This is a genomic window from Verrucomicrobiia bacterium (genome assembly GCA_036405135.1).
GTDB lineage: Bacteria > Verrucomicrobiota > Verrucomicrobiia > Limisphaerales > JAEYXS01 > JAEYXS01.
On sequence record DASWYF010000032.1, the window covers coordinates 1 to 22,540 of the forward strand.

33 protein-coding genes are annotated in these 22,540 nt (G+C 57.3%); all 33 read right to left on the bottom strand.

Features of this window, described 5'->3' with window-relative positions; translation table 11 throughout:
* Window positions 1–260: 260 nt before the first annotated feature.
* The gene (rplQ, locus tag VGH19_15070) at window positions 261–740 is read right to left on the bottom strand and encodes a 50S ribosomal protein L17 (protein HEY1172689.1); all 480 of its coding nucleotides are present in this window, start codon (window positions 738–740) and stop codon (window positions 261–263) included.
* A 13-nt stretch (window positions 741–753) separates the two neighbouring features.
* Window positions 754–1,767 (bottom strand): DNA-directed RNA polymerase subunit alpha, encoded by a 1,014-nt coding sequence (locus VGH19_15075; protein ID HEY1172690.1) that lies wholly within the window; start codon window positions 1,765–1,767, stop codon window positions 754–756.
* Window positions 1,768–1,874: 107 nt separating this feature from the next.
* Window positions 1,875–2,483 (bottom strand): 30S ribosomal protein S4, encoded by a 609-nt coding sequence (gene rpsD / locus VGH19_15080; protein ID HEY1172691.1) that lies wholly within the window; start codon window positions 2,481–2,483, stop codon window positions 1,875–1,877.
* Window positions 2,484–2,504: 21 nt separating this feature from the next.
* Window positions 2,505–3,113, bottom strand: a complete 609-nt coding sequence (gene rpsK / locus VGH19_15085) for a 30S ribosomal protein S11 (GenBank protein HEY1172692.1) — start codon at window positions 3,111–3,113, stop codon at window positions 2,505–2,507.
* Between the two features lie 19 nt (window positions 3,114–3,132).
* Window positions 3,133–3,519 (bottom strand): 30S ribosomal protein S13, encoded by a 387-nt coding sequence (gene rpsM / locus VGH19_15090; GenBank protein HEY1172693.1) that lies wholly within the window; start codon window positions 3,517–3,519, stop codon window positions 3,133–3,135.
* 5 nt (window positions 3,520–3,524) lie between these two features.
* Window positions 3,525–3,638, bottom strand: coding sequence for a 50S ribosomal protein L36 (rpmJ, locus tag VGH19_15095; protein ID HEY1172694.1), 114 nt, complete (start codon window positions 3,636–3,638; stop codon window positions 3,525–3,527).
* A 7-nt stretch (window positions 3,639–3,645) separates the two neighbouring features.
* Window positions 3,646–3,825 carry a translation initiation factor IF-1 gene (locus tag VGH19_15100; protein ID HEY1172695.1) on the bottom strand — a complete coding sequence of 60 codons (180 nt, stop codon included), beginning with the start codon at window positions 3,823–3,825 and terminating at the stop codon, window positions 3,646–3,648.
* On the bottom strand, window positions 3,822–4,595 hold the full coding sequence (gene map / locus VGH19_15105) for a type I methionyl aminopeptidase (GenBank protein HEY1172696.1): 774 nt from the start codon (window positions 4,593–4,595) through the stop codon (window positions 3,822–3,824). Before map ends, VGH19_15100 begins: the two co-directional genes overlap by 4 nt.
* Before the next feature lie 63 nt (window positions 4,596–4,658).
* Window positions 4,659–6,038 carry a preprotein translocase subunit SecY gene (gene secY / locus VGH19_15110; GenBank protein ID HEY1172697.1) on the bottom strand — a complete coding sequence of 460 codons (1,380 nt, stop codon included), beginning with the start codon at window positions 6,036–6,038 and terminating at the stop codon, window positions 4,659–4,661.
* Window positions 6,039–6,062: 24 nt separating this feature from the next.
* On the bottom strand, window positions 6,063–6,527 hold the full coding sequence (rplO, locus tag VGH19_15115) for a 50S ribosomal protein L15 (protein ID HEY1172698.1): 465 nt from the start codon (window positions 6,525–6,527) through the stop codon (window positions 6,063–6,065).
* 20 nt (window positions 6,528–6,547) lie between these two features.
* Entirely contained in the window at window positions 6,548–7,174 is a 627-nt protein-coding gene (gene rpsE, locus VGH19_15120; GenBank protein HEY1172699.1) for a 30S ribosomal protein S5, read from the bottom strand.
* 19 nt (window positions 7,175–7,193) lie between these two features.
* Window positions 7,194–7,559: a 50S ribosomal protein L18 gene (gene rplR / locus VGH19_15125; protein HEY1172700.1), complete on the bottom strand. Its 366-nt coding sequence runs from the start codon at window positions 7,557–7,559 to the stop codon at window positions 7,194–7,196.
* A 52-nt stretch (window positions 7,560–7,611) separates the two neighbouring features.
* On the bottom strand, window positions 7,612–8,148 hold the full coding sequence (gene rplF, locus VGH19_15130; GenBank protein HEY1172701.1) for a 50S ribosomal protein L6: 537 nt from the start codon (window positions 8,146–8,148) through the stop codon (window positions 7,612–7,614).
* A 20-nt stretch (window positions 8,149–8,168) separates the two neighbouring features.
* Entirely contained in the window at window positions 8,169–8,555 is a 387-nt protein-coding gene (rpsH, locus tag VGH19_15135) for a 30S ribosomal protein S8 (protein HEY1172702.1), read from the bottom strand.
* 15 nt (window positions 8,556–8,570) lie between these two features.
* Window positions 8,571–8,840, bottom strand: a complete 270-nt coding sequence (gene rpsN, locus VGH19_15140; protein HEY1172703.1) for a 30S ribosomal protein S14 — start codon at window positions 8,838–8,840, stop codon at window positions 8,571–8,573.
* Between the two features lies 1 nt (window position 8,841).
* Window positions 8,842–9,387 (bottom strand): 50S ribosomal protein L5, encoded by a 546-nt coding sequence (rplE, locus tag VGH19_15145; protein HEY1172704.1) that lies wholly within the window; start codon window positions 9,385–9,387, stop codon window positions 8,842–8,844.
* A 14-nt stretch (window positions 9,388–9,401) separates the two neighbouring features.
* The gene (gene rplX, locus VGH19_15150; GenBank protein ID HEY1172705.1) at window positions 9,402–9,662 is read right to left on the bottom strand and encodes a 50S ribosomal protein L24; all 261 of its coding nucleotides are present in this window, start codon (window positions 9,660–9,662) and stop codon (window positions 9,402–9,404) included.
* Between the two features lie 3 nt (window positions 9,663–9,665).
* The gene (gene rplN / locus VGH19_15155) at window positions 9,666–10,031 is read right to left on the bottom strand and encodes a 50S ribosomal protein L14 (protein HEY1172706.1); all 366 of its coding nucleotides are present in this window, start codon (window positions 10,029–10,031) and stop codon (window positions 9,666–9,668) included.
* 15 nt (window positions 10,032–10,046) lie between these two features.
* The gene (rpsQ, locus tag VGH19_15160) at window positions 10,047–10,334 is read right to left on the bottom strand and encodes a 30S ribosomal protein S17 (GenBank protein ID HEY1172707.1); all 288 of its coding nucleotides are present in this window, start codon (window positions 10,332–10,334) and stop codon (window positions 10,047–10,049) included.
* Between the two features lie 12 nt (window positions 10,335–10,346).
* A complete protein-coding gene (gene rpmC, locus VGH19_15165) occupies window positions 10,347–10,544 on the bottom strand; it encodes a 50S ribosomal protein L29 (GenBank protein HEY1172708.1) in 198 nt (65 codons plus the stop codon).
* 14 nt (window positions 10,545–10,558) lie between these two features.
* Window positions 10,559–10,978, bottom strand: coding sequence for a 50S ribosomal protein L16 (gene rplP / locus VGH19_15170; protein HEY1172709.1), 420 nt, complete (start codon window positions 10,976–10,978; stop codon window positions 10,559–10,561).
* A 26-nt stretch (window positions 10,979–11,004) separates the two neighbouring features.
* The gene (gene rpsC, locus VGH19_15175; GenBank protein ID HEY1172710.1) at window positions 11,005–11,673 is read right to left on the bottom strand and encodes a 30S ribosomal protein S3; all 669 of its coding nucleotides are present in this window, start codon (window positions 11,671–11,673) and stop codon (window positions 11,005–11,007) included.
* 2 nt (window positions 11,674–11,675) lie between these two features.
* Window positions 11,676–12,011, bottom strand: a complete 336-nt coding sequence (rplV, locus tag VGH19_15180) for a 50S ribosomal protein L22 (protein ID HEY1172711.1) — start codon at window positions 12,009–12,011, stop codon at window positions 11,676–11,678.
* Window position 12,012: 1 nt separating this feature from the next.
* Window positions 12,013–12,291 (bottom strand): 30S ribosomal protein S19, encoded by a 279-nt coding sequence (rpsS, locus tag VGH19_15185; GenBank protein HEY1172712.1) that lies wholly within the window; start codon window positions 12,289–12,291, stop codon window positions 12,013–12,015.
* A 7-nt stretch (window positions 12,292–12,298) separates the two neighbouring features.
* Entirely contained in the window at window positions 12,299–13,153 is an 855-nt protein-coding gene (gene rplB / locus VGH19_15190) for a 50S ribosomal protein L2 (GenBank protein HEY1172713.1), read from the bottom strand.
* A gap of 15 nt (window positions 13,154–13,168) precedes the next feature.
* Window positions 13,169–13,450 (bottom strand): 50S ribosomal protein L23, encoded by a 282-nt coding sequence (rplW, locus tag VGH19_15195; GenBank protein ID HEY1172714.1) that lies wholly within the window; start codon window positions 13,448–13,450, stop codon window positions 13,169–13,171.
* Between the two features lie 18 nt (window positions 13,451–13,468).
* Window positions 13,469–14,086, bottom strand: coding sequence for a 50S ribosomal protein L4 (rplD, locus tag VGH19_15200; protein ID HEY1172715.1), 618 nt, complete (start codon window positions 14,084–14,086; stop codon window positions 13,469–13,471).
* 14 nt (window positions 14,087–14,100) lie between these two features.
* On the bottom strand, window positions 14,101–14,757 hold the full coding sequence (gene rplC / locus VGH19_15205) for a 50S ribosomal protein L3 (protein ID HEY1172716.1): 657 nt from the start codon (window positions 14,755–14,757) through the stop codon (window positions 14,101–14,103).
* Window positions 14,758–14,762: 5 nt separating this feature from the next.
* Entirely contained in the window at window positions 14,763–15,071 is a 309-nt protein-coding gene (rpsJ, locus tag VGH19_15210) for a 30S ribosomal protein S10 (GenBank protein ID HEY1172717.1), read from the bottom strand.
* Window positions 15,072–15,096: 25 nt separating this feature from the next.
* The gene (gene fusA / locus VGH19_15215; protein HEY1172718.1) at window positions 15,097–17,274 is read right to left on the bottom strand and encodes an elongation factor G; all 2,178 of its coding nucleotides are present in this window, start codon (window positions 17,272–17,274) and stop codon (window positions 15,097–15,099) included.
* A 68-nt stretch (window positions 17,275–17,342) separates the two neighbouring features.
* A complete protein-coding gene (gene rpsG, locus VGH19_15220; protein HEY1172719.1) occupies window positions 17,343–17,816 on the bottom strand; it encodes a 30S ribosomal protein S7 in 474 nt (157 codons plus the stop codon).
* A 15-nt stretch (window positions 17,817–17,831) separates the two neighbouring features.
* Window positions 17,832–18,224 (bottom strand): 30S ribosomal protein S12, encoded by a 393-nt coding sequence (rpsL, locus tag VGH19_15225; protein ID HEY1172720.1) that lies wholly within the window; start codon window positions 18,222–18,224, stop codon window positions 17,832–17,834.
* Between the two features lie 174 nt (window positions 18,225–18,398).
* Complete coding sequence (gene rpoC / locus VGH19_15230) at window positions 18,399–22,529, bottom strand: DNA-directed RNA polymerase subunit beta' (GenBank protein HEY1172721.1); 4,131 nt, start codon at window positions 22,527–22,529, stop codon at window positions 18,399–18,401.
* Between the last annotated feature and the right edge of the window lie 11 nt (window positions 22,530–22,540).

Genomic DNA, 22,540 nt, shown 5'->3' on the forward strand with positions numbered 1-22,540 from the left:
AACAAGCCTTGCGCAGTGCCGAAGCCAGAACTTGGGAGGCGCTCTTGGCGGCCATCGCCGCCGCCTTGGCCTCAGTCACCCCACAAGACGCCGCTTCCTGGTTCGCACATTGCGGCTACAACTTTATTTAAAACGCTCTAAGAATCTCATGTGCCTAGAGCACAGTAAGAACCCCAGTCCGACAGATATTCGTTCATCCGCGAAAACAAAAAAGCCCGCTCGTTAGAGCGGGCTTTTGAATTTCGTTTGGCTAGCGCTGATTAGGCGGCAGCTTCGGTCTTCTTCTTGGTGGCCTTCTTCTTCGGCTTGGCCTCAGCGGCAGGAGCCTCAGGCGTGGCCGGAGCGGCTTCTGTCTTGGCTTCAGTCGGAGCCGGAGCAGTGTTCACGCCCTCGACGAACTCGAGGATGACCATCTGCGTGGCGTCACCTTGGCGCTGCCCCATCTTGATGATGCGGGTGTAGCCGCCAGCGCGATCCTTCTGCGCCGGAGCGATCTCGGTGAAGAGAATCTTCACAGCGTCTTCCTGATGCAAACGGGAAGAGGCCAGACGGCGGGAGTGAAGGGTGCCCTTCTTGCCCAGCGTCACCATCTTCTCCGCCACAGACTTGGCGGCGCGGGCCTTGGCCAGCGTGGTGGTGATGCGTTTGTGGATGATCAGGCTGCAAACCATGTTTGTGAGCATCGCATTACGATGCTCGCCTGTGCGGCCCAACTTGGCCGTGCGTTTACGATGTCGCATACAGCAATTTTCTTTAAGCTAAAGTCTTGTCTTCCTTGGGCGCTTCCAGCAAGGACGCGTCCAGGTTCATTCCGAGCATGAGGCCGAGGGCCTGCAGCTTGTCCTTGATTTCGTTCAGGGACTTCTTGCCGAAGTTGCGGTACTTCAGCATCTCCGCCTCGGTCTTCATGGCCAACTGGCCGACCGTGGTGATATTCGCGTTGTTCAAGCAGTTCGCCGCACGGACGCTCAGCTCGATCTCGTTGACGCTCATGTTGAGAAGCTTGCGCATCTTAGTCTTCTCCTCGTCCTGCTTGTCCACCACTTCTTCGAATTCAACGGCATTCTTGTCGTAGCCGACGAACACGTCGAGGTGATGTTGCAAGATGGCGGAGGACTGCGTCAGCGCGTCATCCGGAGTCAAACGGCCGTCCGTGTTGATCTCAATGACCAAGCGGTCATAGTCCGTGCGCTGGCCGACACGGGCTGCTTCCACATTATAACGCACGCGCGTCACGGGGGAGAACAGCGAGTCGATCGCGATCACGCCAATGGCTTGATCAGGCTTCTTGTTCTCGTCACCAGGGCAGAAACCACGGCCCACTTTGACTTCGAACTCCATCGCGAACTTGCGCTTCTTGTCGAGCGTGCAGATGATCTGCTTCGGGTTCACCAGCTCAATGTTCTGGTTCAGCTCGATATCCTCAGCGAGAACGGCGCCTTCCTTGTTCACATTCAGGAGCAAGGTCTGCGGTTCGCGGCTGTGGGCCTTGAACAAAATCTTCTTCAGGTTCAGCACGATGTCAGTGACGTCTTCCATGACGCCTTCGACAGTGGTGAACTCATGCATCGCGCCGTCAATCTTGACAGACGTGATGGCCGCACCTTCCAGAGAGGAGAGCAACACGCGACGGAGCGAGTTGCCAATCGTGTGACCGAAACCGGTTTCAAACGGTTCCGCCACGAACTTGGCATAGGTGGGCGTCGAGGTTGACTCATCTTTGGTCAACCGCTTGGGCATTTCGAAACGGCCTAGACGTACTGGCATAGTATTATTGGGAGCAATTTTAATCTGGTCTCCGACAGTTTATTCCCGCACTGCCGGAGACCCGTATAATTGCTTTCAGGGTTGCGCCCCTTGCGGGGCATCAGGGATTAGCGGGAATAAAATTCGACGACGGCCTGTTCGTTGGCAATCGGCTGGATGTCATCCCGGCTCGGGATGCGCATGATCTTGCCTTGGAAGGCATCCTTGCTGAGCTGGAGCCAATCCGGCACCAAACGGCTCGTGGAGGATTCCAGACCACGGGTGGCGAGCTGGCGGGACACCGTGTTGTCCTTGATCTCGATCACGTCATTCACCTTTAGGGCGGCAGACGGAACCGTGAGCTTGCGACCGTTCACCTTCACGTGGCCATGGGCCACCATCTGGCGGGCAGCAGGACGGGTCGCGGCAAAACCAAGGCTGTAAATCACGCTGTCCAGACGTGTTTCGAGGATCTGGAGCATGGTCTCACCGGTCACACCACGACGGCTCAGCGCCTTCTCATACACACCGCGGAACTGGCGTTCCAGCAGGCCGTAGTAGTAACGCAGCTTTTGCTTCTCGATCAGGCCGAGGCCGTATTCGGTGAATTTCCGGCGGGCCTTCGGGCCGTGCATGCCGGGCGGAAAATTGCGGCGCTCCAAGTACTTCGACGGACCAAAGATGGGCGTCGCGAAGCGGCGGCTGATGCGGGTGCGGGGTCCAGTATAACGAGCCATATGCTAAATCTTTTCCTGAGTTTACACGCGGCGCTTCTTGCGCGGACGGCAGCCGTTGTGCGGCACCGGGGTCACATCCTTGATCGTGCTGATCTCCAATCCGATAGCCTGCAAGGCGCGGATGGCGGATTCACGACCGGAGCCAGGACCCTTGACCTTGATCTCCACTTCACGGAGACCATGGGCCATCGCCTGACGGGCGGCGTCCTGGGCGACCTGCTGGGCGGCGAACGCCGTGCTCTTGCGGGAGCCGCGAAAACCAACCTTGCCGGCGCTGGACCAGCCGATCACGTGACCTTGCATGTCCGTGATGCTGACGAGCGTGTTGTTGAAAGTGGCCAAAATATTGGCGACACCGACGGCGATATTCTTGGAGCCCTTCGCCTTGACGATCTTCTTGGCGTTGACATCTTCACCGAGCAATTCGGCGGCAGTCGGGGCGCTGACAGCAGCCTGGATGGCTGGCGCTTCACCTGCGGGCTTGGCAGCAGGAGCAGCAGCTTCGTCAGTCTTTTCAGTCTTCTTGGAAGCCTTCGCGGGCTTGGCTTCAGCAGCTGGAGCACCGGCCTGTTCGGCAGCGGGCTTCGCTTCCTTCTTGGAAGCCTTCGGAGTTTTCGTTTCTTCGGCCATACGGTTAAATCTTTATTGGTTACGCCTTGGCAGCCGCGGCACGCTGCACACCCACCGTGCGGCGCGGTCCCTTGCGGGTGCGGGAGTTCGTCTTCGTGCGCTGACCACGGACTGGGAGCCCGCGGATGTGGCGGATGCCACGGTAGCACTTGATGCCTTGCAGGCGCTTCAGGTTCATGCCCAATTCGCGGCGCAGGTCACCTTCGATGACATACTTGCCCTCCTGGATCGCGTGCACGATCTGGGACATCTGCTGCTCGTTCAAGTCTTTCGCGCGGATTGACGGATCAATGTTCGCTGCGGAAAGGACTTCTTTCGCGTTCACCGGACCGATGCCGTAGATGTAACGGAGCGCGATATCAATGCGCTTGTTGGCCGGAATATCAACACCAAGAATGCGTGGCATAAAGCTTAACCCTGTTTCTGTTTGTGGCGCGAGTTGGAGCAAATCACGCGGATGATTCCCTTCCGCTTCACGATTTTGCAGTGCTCGCAAAGTTTTTTAACTGACGCACGTACTTTCATATCAAATCTAGTTCTTACTTTTTACCCGCCCTTTCGACATGTCGAAAGGCGTCATTTCTACCGTCAACCGGTCACCCGGTCCCGCTTCCTGCACCTGCTCCAGCAGGCGCCGAGGCGTGTGGGCCAGAATCGTATGGCCGTTGGGCAGTTTCAGATGAAACAACCCAGCGGCCAATCGTTCGGTCACGATGCCTTCAATTTCGATGGCATCTTCTCCGGCCACGTCAAAATTTCTGGTTCGCCGTCCGTCACCAACACCGTGTGCTCAAAATGAGCGGATGGCATTCCGTCTTGGGTGATTACTGTCCAACCGTCATTCAAACGTTTGGTCTTCGCCACACCGGCATTGACCATCGGCTCAATCGCCAACGTCATGCCCTTCTTCAATTTCACGTCACCAGCCCGGTCCACATAGTTCGGAATCTGCGGTTCTTCATGCAGCTTCCGCCCTACCCCATGGCCGACATATTCGCGGACGATGCTAAACCCGTTCGATTCGACATGCGTCTGAATCGCACGAGATATATCCACCACCCGGTTGCCCAGAATGGCGCGCGAAATTCCTTCATACAGGGCTTGCTCAGTGACATCAATCAATTTCTGTGACAAAATATCACAGCCCCCCACCGGCACGGTGCGGGCATTGTCACCAATATATCCCTCGTAAACGACACCGACATCCAGACTGATGATGTCACCGAACTGCACCCGGCGATCTCCTGCAATCCCGTGAACCACTTCTTCGTTCACCGAGATGCAAATTTGGCACGGATACCGTTGATAACCCAAAAAGGCACTTTTACCGCCGTAATGGAGGATTCGATTGCCAGCAAATTCATCGATTTGCCTGGTCGTCATCCCAGGGGCTATGAACCCCGCCACTTCGCTCAGGACCTGCGCTGCGACGCCGCCTGCGGCCCGCATGCCTGCCAGATCTTTTTCGCTGGTGGCTATCATCTTACTTTCAATCAGCGTTCCAAAGAACAACTGCGTCCCGCAACCGGGCCACGCAAACAAAAACTAGAACCGTCCACGGATACGGCCACCCTTTTTCAGAAAGCCATCGTAATGACGCATCAACAGATGCGATTCCACCTGCCGCATCGTGTCCAGCATCACGCCGACCAAGATGAGCATACCCGTGCCGCCAAAGAAGTTCGCCACTTCATGCGGCATGTTCATGAACTTGTTCATCAACAACGGAATGACCGCGATCGCCGTCAGGAACACGGCTCCCGCCAGCGTGATACGGCTCATCGTGTTATGCAAAAACTCAGTGGTCTTCGGCCCCGGACGCACACCCGGAATATAGCCGCCATTCTTCTTCAAATCGTCCGAGATCTGGATCTCGTTGAACTGGGTAGCCACCCAGAAGTAGGAGAAAAACAAAATCATCAGACCGAAGATGAACATGTAGCTGAAGGACATCGGATCGAACAAACGCGCCAAATCCATCCAGAACTTGGAATCAAACCGCTGGCCGATTTGCTGGAAAATCGTACCCGGAAACATCAAGATCGCCTGGGCGAAGATAACCGGCATCACCCCTGCGTAGTTGACACGCAACGGCATGAACGAACTCTGTCCAGCATACACTTTCCGGCCAACCGCACGTTGGGCATATTGGACCGGAATCTTCCGTTGAGCCTGCGTCACCGCGATGATACCCGCAACGACCAACAACAACACCAAGATCAACGCGATGGCACTGAAAATACCGAAACGGGCCGGGTCCTCGCCCACTGGGCTGAACATGAGCTGCAAATCCCGCACCGCCACTGGCAGACGCGCCAAGATTCCGATAGTGATCACCAATGAAACACCATTGCCGATGCCCCGCTCGGTAATCTGCTCACCGAACCACATCAACATCAGCGTACCGACCGTCAGCACCAATGTTGTCTGGACGCGGTACCACCAAAGATTCTCATAAAGCACCAAGCTCCCCTGAAAATTCGGAAGCACCTTTTCCGCGTTTTCCCAGCCCAAAGTCATGAAGATACCCTGCCCCAAACACAACAGCACAGTCAGATATCGGCCATACTGTACCACCTTGGCCCGGCCACCCTCTTCCCGCGCCAGCTTGCTGAGCTGCGGAATCACTGCCGTCAGGAGTTGAATGATGATCGTAGCGCTGATGTAGGGCATGATGCCCAGCGAACCGATGGCGCACTTCTCCAGTGCGCCACCCGTGAACATGCTATACATGCCCAAAAGACCACCACCAGCGTTCTGATTCTCGCTCATGTACTTCGTCAAGGCAGAACCATCAAGACCCGGGATGGGAATCATGGCCACCAAGCGGCACACAAGCAGCACCAGCAGCGTGAAAAAGATGCGGGATTTTAGCTCCGGCACCTTGAAGCTGTTGGCGAAGGTGTTGATGATGTTCTTCAGCATGAACGGCAGGCTGGCTTGGAATTATTACTTCTGAGCAGCCTTCTTGGCCACCACTTCGCAAGAGCCGCCCTTGGCCTCGATTTGAGCCTTGGCCGTCGCGCTGAAAGCACTCACACTGACCGTAAGTTTCTTGGTCAGCTCGCCGCGACCAAGAATCTTGATGCCAGCACTCTTGCCATTCGCAAGACCGGCAGCCTTGATGGCCTGCTCGTCGACGCGCGCACCGTCTTCAAACTGGTTCAAATCATCCAAGTTCACGCCAGCATAGCTGACCTTGAACGCCGCGTTGTTGAAGCCACGCTTCGGCAGACGGCGGATCAACGGCATCTGACCGCCTTCAAATCCAGGACGGATCGAGCTGCCGGAACGGGCCGACTGGCCTTTGCCACCGCGACCAGAGGTTTTGCCGTGACCGGAGGACTCACCCTGACCAAGACGCTTGCGGCGGTGCTTGGCTCCGGGACGGGGTTTCAAATCATGCAAACGCATAGTATCGTCAAAGAAAAAGATTAAACAGCTGCAGTTGTGGCCGCCTTCGCCTCACGGCCGCGGGAACGGTAGATCTCCTCGCGCAGACGGAGCTGGCGCAAGGCGGAGAGAGTGGCCTTCGCCACGTTCGCTGCGTTCTTGGATCCCAGCGACTTGCTGAGGATGTCCTTGATGCCAGCGGATTCCAGCACCGCACGCACCGTCTTACCCGCGATGATGCCGGTACCGGGAGAGGCCGGACGCAGCAACACTTTCGCGCCACCGAACGCCGAAAAAACCTCGTGCGGGATGGTCGTGCCATTAAGCGAGACACCTACCATCGCACCGCGGGAAACTTCCCCGCCCTTGCGGATGGCATCGGCAACCTCACCGGCCTTGCCCAACCCCAAGCCCACCTTGCCCTGCTTGTCACCCGTGACAACCAGTGCACTGAAGCTGAAGCGGCGACCGCCCTTCACGACTTTGGATGAGCGGTTGATGAAAATCACCTTCTCGCTCAATTCATTGGCGGGCTTCCCATCGATGATGGTGCCTTCGGCCGGCTGATCGGAATTCGGACGGGCACGGCGTGGACCGCGAGGTCCACGACCACCACCACCGCCACCGGGGCCCCTGTTATTACCTGGACGATTGAATTGTTCTGCCACAATAAAAATCAGTTAGACGTTAGAATTGCAGACCGGCTTCACGCGCGGCATCCGCCAGCGCCTTCACCTTGCCATGATACTGGGCACCGCTGCGGTCGAACACGACCGCCTTGATGCCTTTGGCGATGGCCGCTTCCGCAGCCAGCTTGCCGATGACCTTGGCGCTCTCCGTGTTGGCCGCGAGCTTCTCGCGGTCCGCCACACTCTTCGACATGGTCGTGACGGCAGCCAAGGTGTTGCCCACGCTGTCATCAATGAACTGGACGTGGATGTTCCGGCCCGTGAACCGCACGCTCATGCGCGGGCGCTCCGTCGTTCCGACCACTTTTTTACGAGTGCGCCAGCGGCGCAACTGCTCCAGCTTAAACTTCTTATCTGTCCTCATGTTTATTTTCCGGCCACGGTATTTGCCGTAACCATTTATTCACTTAACGAAATTATTGGACTGTCTTGCCTTCCTTGCGGATGACCTTCTCGTCCGAGTAACGGACACCCTTGCCCTTATACGGCTCCGGCGGGTAGAAGCTGCGCAGCTCGGCGGCCACGCGACCAACTGCGGCTTTGTCCGGCCCTTCGATCGTCAGCTTCGTGTTCTCCTCCACCGTCACCTTGATCTGGTCAGGGATGGAGTAGTTGATCGGGTGTGAATAGCCCAAGCTCATGTTAACGACCTTGCCTTGGACAGCGGCTTTGAAACCGACACCTTGGATCTCCAGCTTCTTCACGAAACCGGTGGCCACGCCCTGCAACATGTTGTTGACAAGGGAACGGCTCAGGCCATGCAGTGCCTTCGACTCGGCGGTGTCATCCTTGCGGCTGACCACGATCGTCTTTTCCTTGATGGCGGCGGAGGTGCGTTTCGGCAACTCCAAAGAGAGCTTGCCTTTCGGGCCTTCCGCAGAAATCTGTTGTCCCTTCACCTCGACCTTGACCTTGTCGGGGATGGAGACGGGTAGTTTGCCAATACGTGACATATCAGGGATATCGGTTAAGGTTACCAGATGAAGCAGAGCAGCTCGCCGCCCAAGTTTTGCTTCCGGGCTTCGCCGCCCGTCATCACGCCTTGCGACGTGGAGACGATGGCCACACCCATTCCGCCCAGCACGCGGGGAATCTCGCTGGAGCCGACATAGCGGCGCAAACCAGGCTTGCTCACACGCTGCAGGCCGACAATCACAGCCTTGCGGCCCTGGAACTTCAGCTTCAGCTTGAGGCGCTTCACCTTGTCGCCTTCCACGGTGCAATCCGTGATATAACCCTCGCGCTTCAAGATCTGCGCAATGTTCTCCTTCACCTTCGAGTGCGACAAATCCACGGAGGGCAGCAACGCCTGGTTGGCGTTGCGGATTTGCGTCAGCATGTCTGCAATTGGATCGCTCATGTTATACTCTCTCTCTTACCAGGAAGCTTTCGTCACGCCCGGGATCAGGCCGTTCAGCGCCGCTTCACGGAACGTGAGGCGGGAGCAGCGGAACTTGCGGATATATGCATGACGGCGTCCGCTCATTTCGCACCGGTTGACCAGACGCACAGGACTGGCGTTTTTCGGCAGCTTCTGCAGGCCGGCATAATCATGCTTCGCCTTCAGTTCTGCGCGCAGTGCGGCATACTTCTTAACGGCTGCCGCCTTTTTCTTATTACGTTCGAGCCAAGATGTCTTTGCCATATTAACGTCCTTCAGAGAACGGCATTCCCATCATTTTCAGCAGGTCCAGCGCTTCCTCGTCCGTCTTGGCCGTGGTCACGATGGTGATGTCCATGCCCTGCGTGCGTTTGATCTTGTCCATTTCGATCTCCGGGAAGATCGTCTGGTCCGCCACGCCCAGAGAATAGTTGCCGCGGCCGTCGAACTTGCGCGGAGAAATGCCGCGGAAGTCACGGATACGGGGCAGTGCAGCCGCCACCAGGCGGTCCAAAAACTCATACATCACTTCACGGCGCAGCGTCACACGGCAGCCGATCTGCTGGCCCTCGCGCAACTTGAAGTTCGCAATGCTCTTCTTGGCCTTGTTGATCACCGGCTTGCGGCCCGTGATCTGCGTCAAATCCTTCACAGCGTCTTCCACGGCGCCCTTTTCCAAGGATGCGCTCACGCCCATGTTGATGACGATCTTCTCGATGCGCGGAATCTGATGCACGTTCGCATACTTCCGCTTCTCAAGCAGCGCCGGCTTCACCGTCGCGTGATATTTCTCAAACAATCTCGGCTTCATGACTTCAAATGGGCTTAGGCTTTCGCGGCGCCTTTGCGGGCGTCATACGCTTCGGCTTTCACCACGTTGGACACGTGGATGGAACCTTCGATCTCAAGGATGGCACCCTGCGGATTCTGCTGGCTCTTGCGCAGGTGCTTCTTGACCATGTTAACACCTTCCACCACCACGCGGTTCTTCGTCTTCAAGATCGACTTGATCTTGCCGCGCTTGGTGCGGTGCGCACCGGCGATGACCACCACTTCATCACCCTTTTTAACGTGAAACTTGGACATAACTCAAATCACTTCAGGAGCGAGGGAGATGATCTTCATGAACTTCTTGTCACGGAGCTCACGGGCTACCGGACCGAAGATGCGCGTCCCACGCGGGTTGTTTTCTTTGTCGATGATGACAATCGCATTACTGTCAAAACGCAGGTAGGAACCGTCGTTGCGGCGCACCGCCTTGCGGGTGCGGACCACTACCGCGTTCACGACTTCGCCCTTTTTCACCGTGCCATCCGGGGCGGCTTCCTTGATGTGGGCCTTGATCACGTCACCCACGCGGGCGTAACGCTGGTTCTTGCCCAACACGCCGATCGTCGCGGCGCGCTTGGCACCGGTGTTGTCGGCCACATCTAAAATGGATCTTACTTGTAACATGCGTCAGGCTTTCACTTAGGCTGCCACCGGAGCGTCAGCGTTGCGTTCCACCACTTCCACCAGGCGCCAGCGCTTGGTCTTCGAGAGCGGACGGGTTTCTTCGATGCGGACGCGGTCACCCACCTTCGCCTCGGACTTCTCATCATGCGCCACAAACTTCTTGTAGCTCGTCACGACCTTCTTGAACTGAGGGTGCCGGAAACGGCGCTCCACACGGACAATGATCGTCTTGGTCATCTTGTCAGAGATGACTTCGCCAGTGCGCTCTTTGCGCTGGGTGCGGGCAGTGTTCTGTTCAGACATAGCAAATAATTCTTAGGCGGCCTTGTTGCGGCGGACCGAGAGCTGCGTCTCGATCCGGGCGATGTCGCGGCGCAGCGTCCGGATGCGCGAGGGCTTCTCCAGCTGGCTGCTCGCCTGCTGCAGGCGCAGGTTGAAAATCTCCTGGCGCAGTTCGCGGCCCTTTGCCGTCAGCTCCGCCACACTCAAATCTTTCAGTTCAGTCATCTTCATGTCGCCTCTAATCGTTAAGCAATCTTGTGACGGGAGATGAACCGCGTGCGAATCGGCAGCTTGGCTGCAGCCAGACGGAACGATTCACGCGCCACTGCCTCCGGCACACCATCCACCTCGAACAGAATCGCCGCCGGCTTGATCACCGCCACCCAGCCTTCGACACCTGCCTTACCGTGGCCCATTCGGGTTTCCAACGGCTTCTTGGTGAAGGACTTGTCCGGGAAAATCCGGATCCAGACCTTGCCACGGCGCTTCATGAAACGCGTGATCGCCACACGGCAGGCTTCAATCTGTTTTGCGTCCATCCAGCACCGCTCCATTGCCTGGAGGCCGTACTCACCGAACGCCACGGAAGCGCCGCGCGTCGCGAGACCCTTGCGGGATCCGCGCTGCATCTTGCGGTACTTCACTCTTGCGGGCATCATTGCCATATCAAAATCCTTCGCTAAAAATTACGTTATTCCTTCGCGGCAACCACTGGCGTCGGAGCGGCCTTTTCCTTCTTCAGCTCGCCCTTGCAAATCCAGCACTTGACACCCAGCTTGCCGTAAACCGTTTTGGCCTCGGCAAACCCATAATCGATGTTCGCACGGAGCGTGTGCAGTGGCACACTACCCTCGTGATATTTCTCAACGCGGGCGAGTTCCGCGCCGCCCAAACGGCCGGCGCAGCGGATCTTGATGCCGGAGGCACCGAAATCCATGGCAGTCTGGACCGCCTTCTTCATCGCACGGCGGAAGGAAACACGGCGCTCGAGCTGCAGGGCCACATTCTCGGCCACGAGCTGTGCATCAATCTCCGGGCTCTTCACTTCCTGGATGTCCACGTAGATTTCCTTGCCGGTCATCTTGCTCAGTTCTTCCTTGAGCTTGTCGATCTCCGAACCCTTGCGTCCGATCACCACACCCGGACGGGCGGTGAAGATCGTGATGCGGCAGCGGGTCGCGGCGCGCTCGATCTGGATTTTCGGCACGGAGGCTGATTCCAGACGCTTCTTCAAAAGATCACGGATGCTCCGGTCTTCGTTCAGCAGCTTGCCGAAATCTTTCTTGTCGGCATACCACTTCGAGCGCCAGTCACGGGTGAGCGGCAGACGCAGGCCGATAGGATTAGCTTTTTGGCCCATAACTATTTCTCGTCAGAAACTACAATCTTTACGTGGCAGCTCCGCTTCAGGGTCGGTCCGGCCGAACCGCGGGCTTTCGGGGTGAAACGCTTCAGCGTGCTGGCCGTCTGGGCCACTGCTTCGCGCACCATCAAATTTTCCGGCTTCGCGCCGTTGTTGTTCTCCGCGTTTGCGATCGCGGACTTCAAGGTCTTGGCCACCACACGGGCGGACTTGCGCGGCACCACCGCGAGCACAGCCTGCGCTTGCAAGGCGGGCAACCCTTGGATCTGGCGCACCACCTCACGCATCTTCTGCGCGGACATGCGGATATTCTTTGTAATCGCGTGGACTTGCATACTATTTCTCCGCTTTCGCCGTGTGAGCACCGTGCTTCTTGAACGTGCGGGTCGGCGAAAACTCGCCCAAACGATGACCCACCATGTTCTCCGTCACGAAGACAGGATTGAACACCTTGCCATTGTGAACATTGAATGTCAGCCCCACAAAATCAGGGGTGATCATGGAACGCCGCGACCAAGTCTTGATCGGCGCCTTCGATTTCGTTTCCTTCGCCTTCTGAATCTTCTTCAGAACATGCAGATCGACGAACGGACCCTTTTTAATTGAACGTCCCATATGCTAATTACTTGTTCTTCATCGGACGGCCATCCCGACGGACGAGAATGAACCGGTTGGACAGTTTGTACTTCTTGCGCGTGCGCTTGCCCTTTGCGAGCAGGCCCCAAGGCGACATCAGATGCTGGCGACCGCCACCACCCTTCGATTTACCCTGACCACCACCGTTCGGGTGATCATGCGGGTTACGGGCCATACCGCGGCTCATCGGGCGTTGGCCCAAGTGGCGGTTGCGACCGGCTTTGCCCAAGATGATGTTCTCATGCTCAGTGTTGCCGACCTGGCCGATCGTCGCATAGCAATCTTGATGAAAACGGCGGATTTCGCCGGAAGGCAGCTTGACTTGGGCATAGCCCTCATCAACCGCCATCACCACCGCACCAACACCGGCGGAACGCACCATCTGGGCACCCTTACCCGGGACGATCTCCAAGTTATGAATCGTCGTGGCCGGAGGGATGTTCTTCAACGGAAGCGCGTTGCCGATGTCCGGAGCCGCCATCGTGCCGCTCAGGAGCTTGGCACCGACTTGCAGACCGTTCGGAGCGAGGATGTAACTCTTCTCGCCATCCTTGTATTCCACCAAGGCGATACGGGCCGTGCGAATCGGATCATACTCAATCGCGACCACCGTGGCCGGCACACCATGACGGTTGCGACGGAAATCCACCTGGCGAATCTTCTGCTTATGACCACCGCCGCGGGCGCGGGCGGTCACACGGCCATACATGTTACGGCCACCGGTCTTCTTGCGGATCTTGACCAGGCTCTTTTCAGGCGTGGTCTTCGTGATCTCGTCAAACGACGCAATCGTCACGTAGCGTGAAGAAGGCGTCAACGGTCTAAAACTCTTTACTGCCATATGCTTCAGTCCTTATTAGGTGAGGCTGATCTTGTCGCCCTCTTTCAAGGTGACCAAGGCCTTCTTCCAGTCCGAGGTTTGGCCGGCTTGCTTGGTCGACTTGCGACGCGCTTTGCCGTTGACGTTCAGCGTGTTCACGTTGGTCACCTTGACCTTGAACAGCTCTTGCACCGCCTGACGGATCTGGACCTTGTTGGCCCGGCGATCAGCCACCACAGTGTACTGGTTCGCCTTCTCCGCCTGGATCGCGCCCTTTTCTGTCAGGCGCACACTCTTGATAACTTGAAATGCGTTCATGTTTCAGCCCTTTGCTTATTAGCCGAGACGCGCGGTGAACTTATCGAGCGCGCTCTTGGTGAACAGCACCTTGTCATTGCGCAGGAGCTGATACGTGTTCAACGTCGTTCCATCCGTCAGTTCCGCGTGCGGAACATTGCGGGTGGCCAGCGTCAGATTCTTGTCGATGTCGGAAACGACGAGCACCGTGCCGTCAATCTTCAACGTCGCGAGAACCGCGAGGAATTCCTTCGTCTTCGCCGAGGCGAGCTTCAGGTCATCCACCACCACGACGTCCTCTGCCTTCAAGCGTTCGCTGAACGCTTTGCGGAGCGCGAGAGCCTTCGTGCTGCGGGAGATCTTCTTGCGGAAGTCACGCGGCTTCGGGCCGAACACCACACCACCGCCGACCCACAGAGGGCTGGCGAAGGAACCGGCGCGGGCGCGACCTGTGCCCTTTTGGCGCCAAGGCTTCTTGCCGGTACCAGCCACCTCACCCATCGTCTTGGTGCAGGCAGTGCCGCTGCGTTGTGCGGCACGGAACGCGACCACCGCGTCGTGAACCGCTTGCGTTCCCCGACCGTCTTCGACGAGGGCAACGTTCACCTCGACTTCACCGAGGCTCTTACCTTTGATATCGTTAAGCGTAAGCTTCATGGATCAGGCTCCTGTTACTTCGCTGCCTTGGCAGCTGCCTTGCGTTTCTTCTTGGCTTCGCGGATGACGACGTAGTCGCCCTTCGATCCGGGAATCGCGCCACTGATGAGGAGCACACTGTCCTCTTCCAATACTTGAACCACTTTCAGGTTCTGAGTCGTCCGTTGCACCTGACCCATGTGACCAGGCATCTTCATCCCGCGCATAACAGTACCGGGGAAGAGACGCTGACCGATGGCGCCGCTGCGGCGCTTCCAGCCCTTGCAACCGTGGGTCATGTCACCGCCACGGAAACCATGGCGCTTCACGACACCTTCAAAACCGCGGCCTTTTGTGATGCCGATGGCATCAACAGCGTCACCGACGGCGAAAACTTTAGCACCCACCACGTCACCCGGCTTCACATCGAGCGGGAAATCGCGGAATTCGCGGAGCACTTTGACCGGTTGGGCCTTGTGCTTGCTGAAATGGCCAAGAGCAGGCTTGCTCACACGGCTTTCCTTCTGGTCTTCCATGCCCAGCTGGACTGCCTTGTAGCCATCCGTCTCCACCGTCTTGCACTGCACCACGCGGTTGCTACCGACGAGGACAACGGTGACGGCGACTGCATTGCCAGCGGCGTCATAGACGCGGGTCTGGCCCAATTTTTTACCAAGGATTCCGAGTGGCATACGCGTTATATCTTGATGGTGATGTCCACACCGGCAGGGAGGTTGAGCTTCTTCAGCTCGTCCACCGTCTTGGCGGTCGGTTCAATGATGTCCAGCAGGCGCTTGTGGGTGCGCTGCTCAAAAGTTTCTTGCGACTTCTTATCCACGTGCGGCGAGCGCTGCACTGTGAAGCGTTCAACGCGAGTCGGCAGCGGAATCGGTCCAGCTACCCGTGCGCCCGTGCGCTTCACCGTTTCCACGATGTCATGCGCCGACTGATCGATCACCCGGTGATCGTAGGCTTTCAGCCTTATGCGAATACGTTGTCCAGCCATACAAAGAACAATAGTTACAAGTTGTTTAACTGCGAGCAGCCGGCCGCTTGGCCGACGATTCCAAAATTTGTGTCGCCACCGAGTTCGGCACCTGTTCGAAAGCCAGCGGCTCCATGGAGTAGGAGGCACGGCCCTTCGAGAGGGACCGGATCGCGGTTGCATAACCGAACATTTCCGCCAGCGGCACGTGTGCGTTCAGCACCGTTTGACCGTTCTTGGCGTCCACGCCCTGAATCACGCCACGACGGCGGTTGATATCACCCAAAAGATCACCCTGATACTCATCAGGTGTCGTCACTTCAACCTTCATCAAAGGCTCAAGCAGGATCGGATTCGCGCGCTTGAAGGCGTCCTTCAAGGCGAAAATGCCAGCCATCTTAAACGCCAATTCGTTGGAGTCAACATCATGGAAGGATCCGTCAACAATATCCACCTTGATATCGATGACCTGATAGCCGGCGTAAACACCACTACGGATCGCTTCTTCGATACCCGCGATGACTGGCGGGATGAATTCCTTCGGAATGGCACCACCGACAATCTTGTTATTGATTTCGATGCCCTTGCCCTTCTCGTTCGGCTCCAGCTTGATGCAAGCATGACCATACTGACCACGACCACCGGACTGGCGGATGAACTTGCCTTCACCTTCAGCAGGTGCAGTGACAGTTTCACGATAAGCGATTTGCGGAGCGCCGGAATTCGCCTCGACCTTGAATTCGCGCTTCAATCGGTCGATGATGATTTCCAAGTGCAACTCACCCATGCCCGCGATGATGAGTTGGCTCGTCTCTTCGTTCGTGAAGCAGCGGAATGTCGGATCTTCTTCCGCCAGACGTTGCAGACCTTCCGCCATCTTGTCGCGGTCAGCCTTCGTCTTCGGCTCCACCGCCATGCTGATCACCGGTTCAGGGAATGTCGGCGGTTCGAGCATGATGTCGAAGTCTTCATTGCACAGCGTATCACCCGTGGTGATGTTGCGCAGACCCACGAGCGCCGCGATGTCACCGGAATACACCGATTCCACATCCTTACGCTCGCTGCCTTGAATGACCATCAGGCGGCTCACGCGCTCACGCTTGCGCGTGCGCGGGTTATAAATCGTATCACCCTTCTTCAGACTGCCGGAATAAACACGGAAGAATACCAGCTTGCCCGCGTAAGGATCCGTCCACAGTTTGAACGCCAAAGAGCAGAACTTGCCGTTATCATCGGAGATGATGTCAATCGGAGCTTCCACACCAGGCTCATGGCCCGTGGCCGGAGGAATGTCCAACGGGGACGGGAGGTAATCAATGACCGTATCGATCAGGAACTGCACGCCCTTTTTCTTGAAGGCAGAACCGCACAGCACCGGGATCAGCTCGATTTTGCAAGTCAGACGGCGGATGGCCGCTTTCAAGATGTCAGGCGTGATCGGCTTCTCTTCCAAGACCAATTCAGCGATCGCATCATCCTTGTTGGATACTGCGTCAATCAAGTCAGCCAGACCCGCTTTCGCCCGCTCCTGATGCTCAGCTGGAATCTCAGAAATTTCGTACTTTAGACCTTCCGTGGTGACATCACCTTCACCCCAGTTAATCATCTTCTGATTCACCAGATCAATGATACCAGCAAAAGTCTCACCCGCACCGATCGGCAGAGCGATCGGGAATGCATACGCCTTCAGCTTCGTGCGCATGTCATTCAAGGCATTCTCAAAGTTCGCGCCCGTACGGTCCATCTTGTTGACGAACGCGATACGCGGAACTTTATACTTCGTCGCCTGGCGCCAAACCGTTTCCGATTGCGGCTGCACACCAGCCACACCACAGAACACAGCCACCGCACCATCCAGCACCCGCATCGAACGCTCAACCTCAGCCGTGAAGTCCACGTGACCCGGAGTGTCGATGATATTGACGCGATGAGGAACCGCTTCAAAAGCCTTGTACAGACCCGTTTCTTTCTTCTGAGTCCAGAAGCACGTCACAGCAGCGGAGGTAATCGTGATACCACGCTCCTTTTCCTGCTCCATCCAGTCCGTCACGGTATTACCATCATCCACGTCACCGATCTTATGGATAAGACCCGTGTAGAACAGGATACGCTCCGTCGTCGTCGTCTTGCCCGCATCGATGTGCGCCGCAATACCGATATTGCGGGTGCGCTGCATCGTATACTCGCGGTTCGGCGAGTTCAGATTTTTTGCTTCGGCTGTCATCGGTTTTTTAGAGACTAAAACGCCCCGAATCATATCGGCTCGGGGCGTCATTTAAATTGTGACTATGTCTACCAGCGGAAATGTGCAAAGGCCTTGTTGGCCTGCGCCATCTTATGCACCTCGTCCCGCTTACGGATCGCATTACCCTGGCCCTGATAGGCTTCCAAGATTTCCACAGCCAGCGCCTTGCGCATCGGCAAACCCTTGCGGCCATCCGCAAAAGTCACCAACCAGCGCATCGCGAGAGCCGCCTGACGGTCAGCCGGAACTTCCAGCGGAACCTGATAGGTAGCACCACCAACACGGCGGGCCTTCACTTCCAAGCGAGGTTTGGCGTTATCCACTGCGCGCTGGAGAACTTCCAACGGCGAGATCTCCACCTGCTTCTCAGCCAGCTCATCAAAGGCACCGTAAACGATCTTCTGAGCGGTGCTCTTGTTACCACCACGCATGACCGTGTTCACCAGACGGGACACAAGAGCACTCTTGTATTTGCCATCCAGGCTCAACGGACGCTTAACTGCACGACGACGACGTGACATACAAAAATTCCTTAATTACTTGGCCGCAGGCTTCGCCGCCTTCGGACGTTTGACACCATACTTGGAACGGCTCACGCGGCGCTTCTCGACGCCAGCGGCGTCCAGCGTACCACGCACAATGTGATAGCGCACACCCGGCAAGTCCTTCACACGGCCACCACGCACCAGCACGATCGAGTGCTCTTGCAAGTTATGACCCTCATCCGGAATGTAGGCGATCACTTCATAACCGTTCGTCAGGCGGACTTTGGCCACCTTCCGCATCGCCGAGTTCGGCTTCTTGGGCGTGCGGGTCATCACCTGCAGGCAGACACCACGCCGAAACGGCGAGTTTTCCAAAGCCGGTGACTTCGACTTATACTTCAGCTTATTGCGTCCTTTACGGACCAGTTGGTTGATCGTCGGCATTCCGTTAGATCCTATCTATTGCATTTACCGTCACCTTTTGGGAAACGGAGTGCGGAGGTTAGCAAAACAGTTTTCGGTTGCAACTAGTATTTGAAAAATTTTTGAAGATTTTTCACTAATTTTAAATTTGAAGGGAAATCCCGGCCAAATACCGGGATTCCCCCTCCCATATTCTTAGCTCGCCAGAGGCTGTTCCTCTTCGATTGGAGCTTCTTCCATCGGAGGAAGTTCCACCAGCGGCGTCAATTTCACCTTGCGATGCAGGTCAAAGCCTGAACCAGCCGGGATGATGTGACCCATGATCACGTTTTCCTTGAAGCCACGCAGCGTGTCCTTCTTGCCCATCGTCGCAGCCTCAGTGAGGACACGCGTGGTGTCTTGGAAGGATGCAGCGCTCAGGAATGATTCCGTCTCCAGAGACGCCTTGGTGATGCCCAGCAGCACCGGCTGCGCCTCAGAGGGCTTGCCACCCATCTTCTCGACGCGCTCGTTCTCGGCTTCAAAGGCCAGACGGTCGATCTGTTCACCCCACAGGAACTGGGTATCACCCGGTTCCGTGATGCGGACCTTGCGCAACATCTGGCGCACGATGATCTCGATGTGCTTGTCGTTGATCGTCACACCTTGCAGACGATAAACTTCCTGCACTTCGCTCACCAAGTGCTCCTGCAGCTCCTGAGGTCCGCAGACCTCGAGAATTTCGTGCGGCACCACCGGACCTTCGGTCAATTGTTGACCCTTCTTCACGAAGTCGCCCTTGAACACGATGACGTGCTTGCCGATCGGGATGAGGTGTTCCTCTTCCAATGCGGTGACCGGGTCCTTGATCACGATGCAGCGTTTGCCGCGCACGCTCGGACCGAAGTCCACGATACCGTCGATCTTCGAGATCTCCGCAGCGTCCTTCGGGCGGCGTGCTTCGAAGAGTTCGGCCACACGCGGCAGACCGCCCGTGATGTCCTTCGTCTTCGAGGTCTTGCGCGGCGTCTTGGCGAGCAACGTACCGGCGACAATCGTGTCGCCTTCCGTGATCGCGATGTGCGCGCCGGACGGAATCGCGTATTGCGCGATCGGCTCGCCCTTCGTGTCCACCACGATGACTTGCGGGTGCAGGTCTTCCTTGTGATCGATGATCACCATGGATTCCTGGCCGGTCGTCTCGTCGACTTCCTGCTTCATCGTCACGCCCTCGATGATGTCGTGGAACTTCACAGCACCGGCCTTCTCCGAGAGAATCGGCACGTTGTGCGGGTCCCATTGCGCCAGCGTATCGCCCTTCTTGATCTGTTCGCCGTTCGCGAAGGAGATCACCGCACCGATCACGATGTTGTGGCTTTCCAGCTCACGGCCGTCTTCGGCCAAGATGGCCACGGAACCGTTCTTGTTCAGCACGATGTTGCTGCCATCCTCGAGCTGCACCGAACGGATGTCCTGATACTTCACCAGACCGTCATACTTGACCTTGATGATCGGCTGCTTGAACTGACCGGCAGCCACACCACCCGTATGGAACGTGCGCATCGTGAGCTGCGTACCGGGCTCACCGATGGATTGCGCAGCAACGATGCCGACTGCCTCGCCCAGCTTCACGAGCTGGCCGGTGGACAGGTTGCGGCCGTAGCAGTTGGCGCAGATGCCATGCTTCGCTTCGCAGGTCAGCACGGAGCGCACCTTGATGCGGTCCAGACCGGAGTTATCCAAAGCCTTCGCCTTGACCTCGTCGATTTCGTCGTTCGCCTTGACGAGGAACGTCTTCGGAGCCGAAGGATCGTTCACGTCTTCAGCGCTCACACGGCCCACGATACGGTCGCTCAGCTTCACGACGGTTTCTTCACCTTCGTAGACAGCCTGCACCCAGATACCGTTGGTCGTGCCGCAATCGATCTGCTGGATGATGACGTCCTGCGCCACATCCACCAGCTTGCGGGTCATGTAACCGGAGTCAGCGGTCTTCAGCGCCGTATCCGCCAGACCCTTACGGGCACCGTGCGTGGAAATGAAGTATTCCAACACCGACAGACCTTCGCGGAAGTTCGACAAAATCGGCTTCTCGATGATGTCACCGGAGGGCTTGGCCATAAGACCACGCACACCAGCGAGCTGACGCACCTGCGCCTTGTTACCACGAGCACCGGAGTCCACCATCAGGAACACAGGATTGTATTCCCGCTTGCCCTGGTTCTGTTCCAAGGTGCGGAGCATCACGTTCGAGATCTGGTCCGTGCAATGCGTCCAGATGTCGACGATCTTGTTGTAGCGCTCGCCCGGAGTGATGACACCCTTGCGATACTGCTTCTCGACTTCGCTGATCTGCTTCTGCGCCTCGTCGATCTCCTTGTTCTTCTCCTTCGGGATGATCATGTCATCGATACCGATGGAGGTGCCGGATTTCGCAGCTTCGCGGAAGCCCAATTCCTTGAGCTTGTCGAGCATCACGACCGTCTTGTCGTGGCCGCAGTTCTTGTAGCATTGCCAGATCAGGTCACCGATCTTGGACTTGCCCACCGCGAAGTTGGCAAAGCCCAATTCAGCAGGCCAGATCTCGCTGAAGATCACGCGGCCCACCGTCGTTTCGATCAGCTTGGAAGTCGCATCGCCGTAAACGGTCTTGCGGCCCTTGTCCGGATTCAAGATCTGGATGCGCTCGTGCGTGCGCACGGCACCATCCGCATGGGCGAAGAGCACTTCGTCCTTGGAACCGAACAACATCGGCTTGCGCTTGTTGTTGTCCTTGTGGACGCGCGGTTCCGCGGTGAGGTAATACACACCGAGCGTGATGTCCTGCGTCGGCGTCATGATCGGCTTGCCGCTGGACGGGCTGAAGATGTTCAACGGAGCCATCATGAGCAGGCGCGCTTCCATCTGTGCTTCCACAGACAGAGGAACGTGCACGGCCATCTGGTCGCCGTCGAAGTCCGCGTTGTAAGCGGTGCAGACCAGCGGGTGAATGCGGATCGCTTCGCCTTCGATCAATGTCGGTTCGAACGCCTGGATGGACAGACGGTGCAATGTTGGGGCGCGGTTCAGGAGAACCGGGTGGCCCTTCGTCACTTCGTCCAGGATGTCCCACACTTCGGGCGTCTGGCGCTCGATCATCTTCTTGGCCGAGCGGACCGTGTGCACATAGCCACGTTCCTTCAGCTTGCGGATGATGAACGGCTCGAACAGCACGAGCGCCATCTTCTTCGGCAGACCGCACTGGTTGAGCTTCAGTTCCGGACCGATCACGATCACAGAACGGCCGGAGTAGTCCACGCGCTTACCGAGCAAGTTCTGACGGAAGCGGCCGGACTTGCCTTTCAGCATGTCCGAGAGGGACTTCAACGGGCGGTTGCCCGCGCCGGTCACCGCACGGCCATGACGGCCGTTGTCGAACAGCGCGTCCACAGCTTCCTGCAGCATGCGCTTCTCGTTGCGGATGATGACCTCAGGCGTCTTGAGCTGCAGCAACGTCTTGAGACGGTTGTTGCGGTTGATGACGCGGCGGTAGAGATCGTTCAAGTCGGACGTCGCAAAGCGGCCACCTTCCAGCGGTACGAGCGGGCGCAAGTCCGGTGGGATCACCGGCAGCACCGTGAGGATCATCCATTCCGGACGGCTCTTGGAGGTCAGGAAGCCTTGGAACAGCTTGATGCGCTTGGCGAGCTTCTTGCGGATCTGCTTCGACTTCGTTTCCGTCATCGATTGTTGCAGACCTTCGATGCTCTGGGCGAGATCCGTGCGGGCCAGTGCGTCACGCACGGCTTCGGCACCCATCTTCGCCACGAACGCATCGGCACCGTAGGTCTCGCGGGCTTCGCGATATTCGTTCTCCGTCAAGAGCTGGTGGCCCTTGAGCGGCGTCGAGCCGGGGTCGATCACGAGGTAGTCCTCGTAATAGATCACGCGCTCAAGATTGCGCGCCGTCATGTCCAGCATCAGGCCGATGCGGGACGGCATGCACTTGAAGAACCAGATGTGCGAGACGGGCACGGCCAATTCGATATGGCCCATGCGCTCACGACGCACGCGGGACAACGTCACTTCCACACCGCAACGGTCGCAAACGACGCCGCGATGCTTGATGCGTTTATACTTGCCGCAAGAGCACTCCCAGTCCTTCACGGGACCGAAGATACGTTCGCAGAACAAGCCACCTTTTTCAGGCTTGAAGGTCCGGTAATTGATCGTCTCCGGATTCTTCACCTCGCCCTTGGACCACGCACGCACGTTTTCCGGGGAGGCCACGCTGATGGACACGTAATCGACAAGGTTAACCTTCTCGAGGCCGAGCAACTCACGGGCGGATTCTTTCGGATTCATCATACGCTCAATTC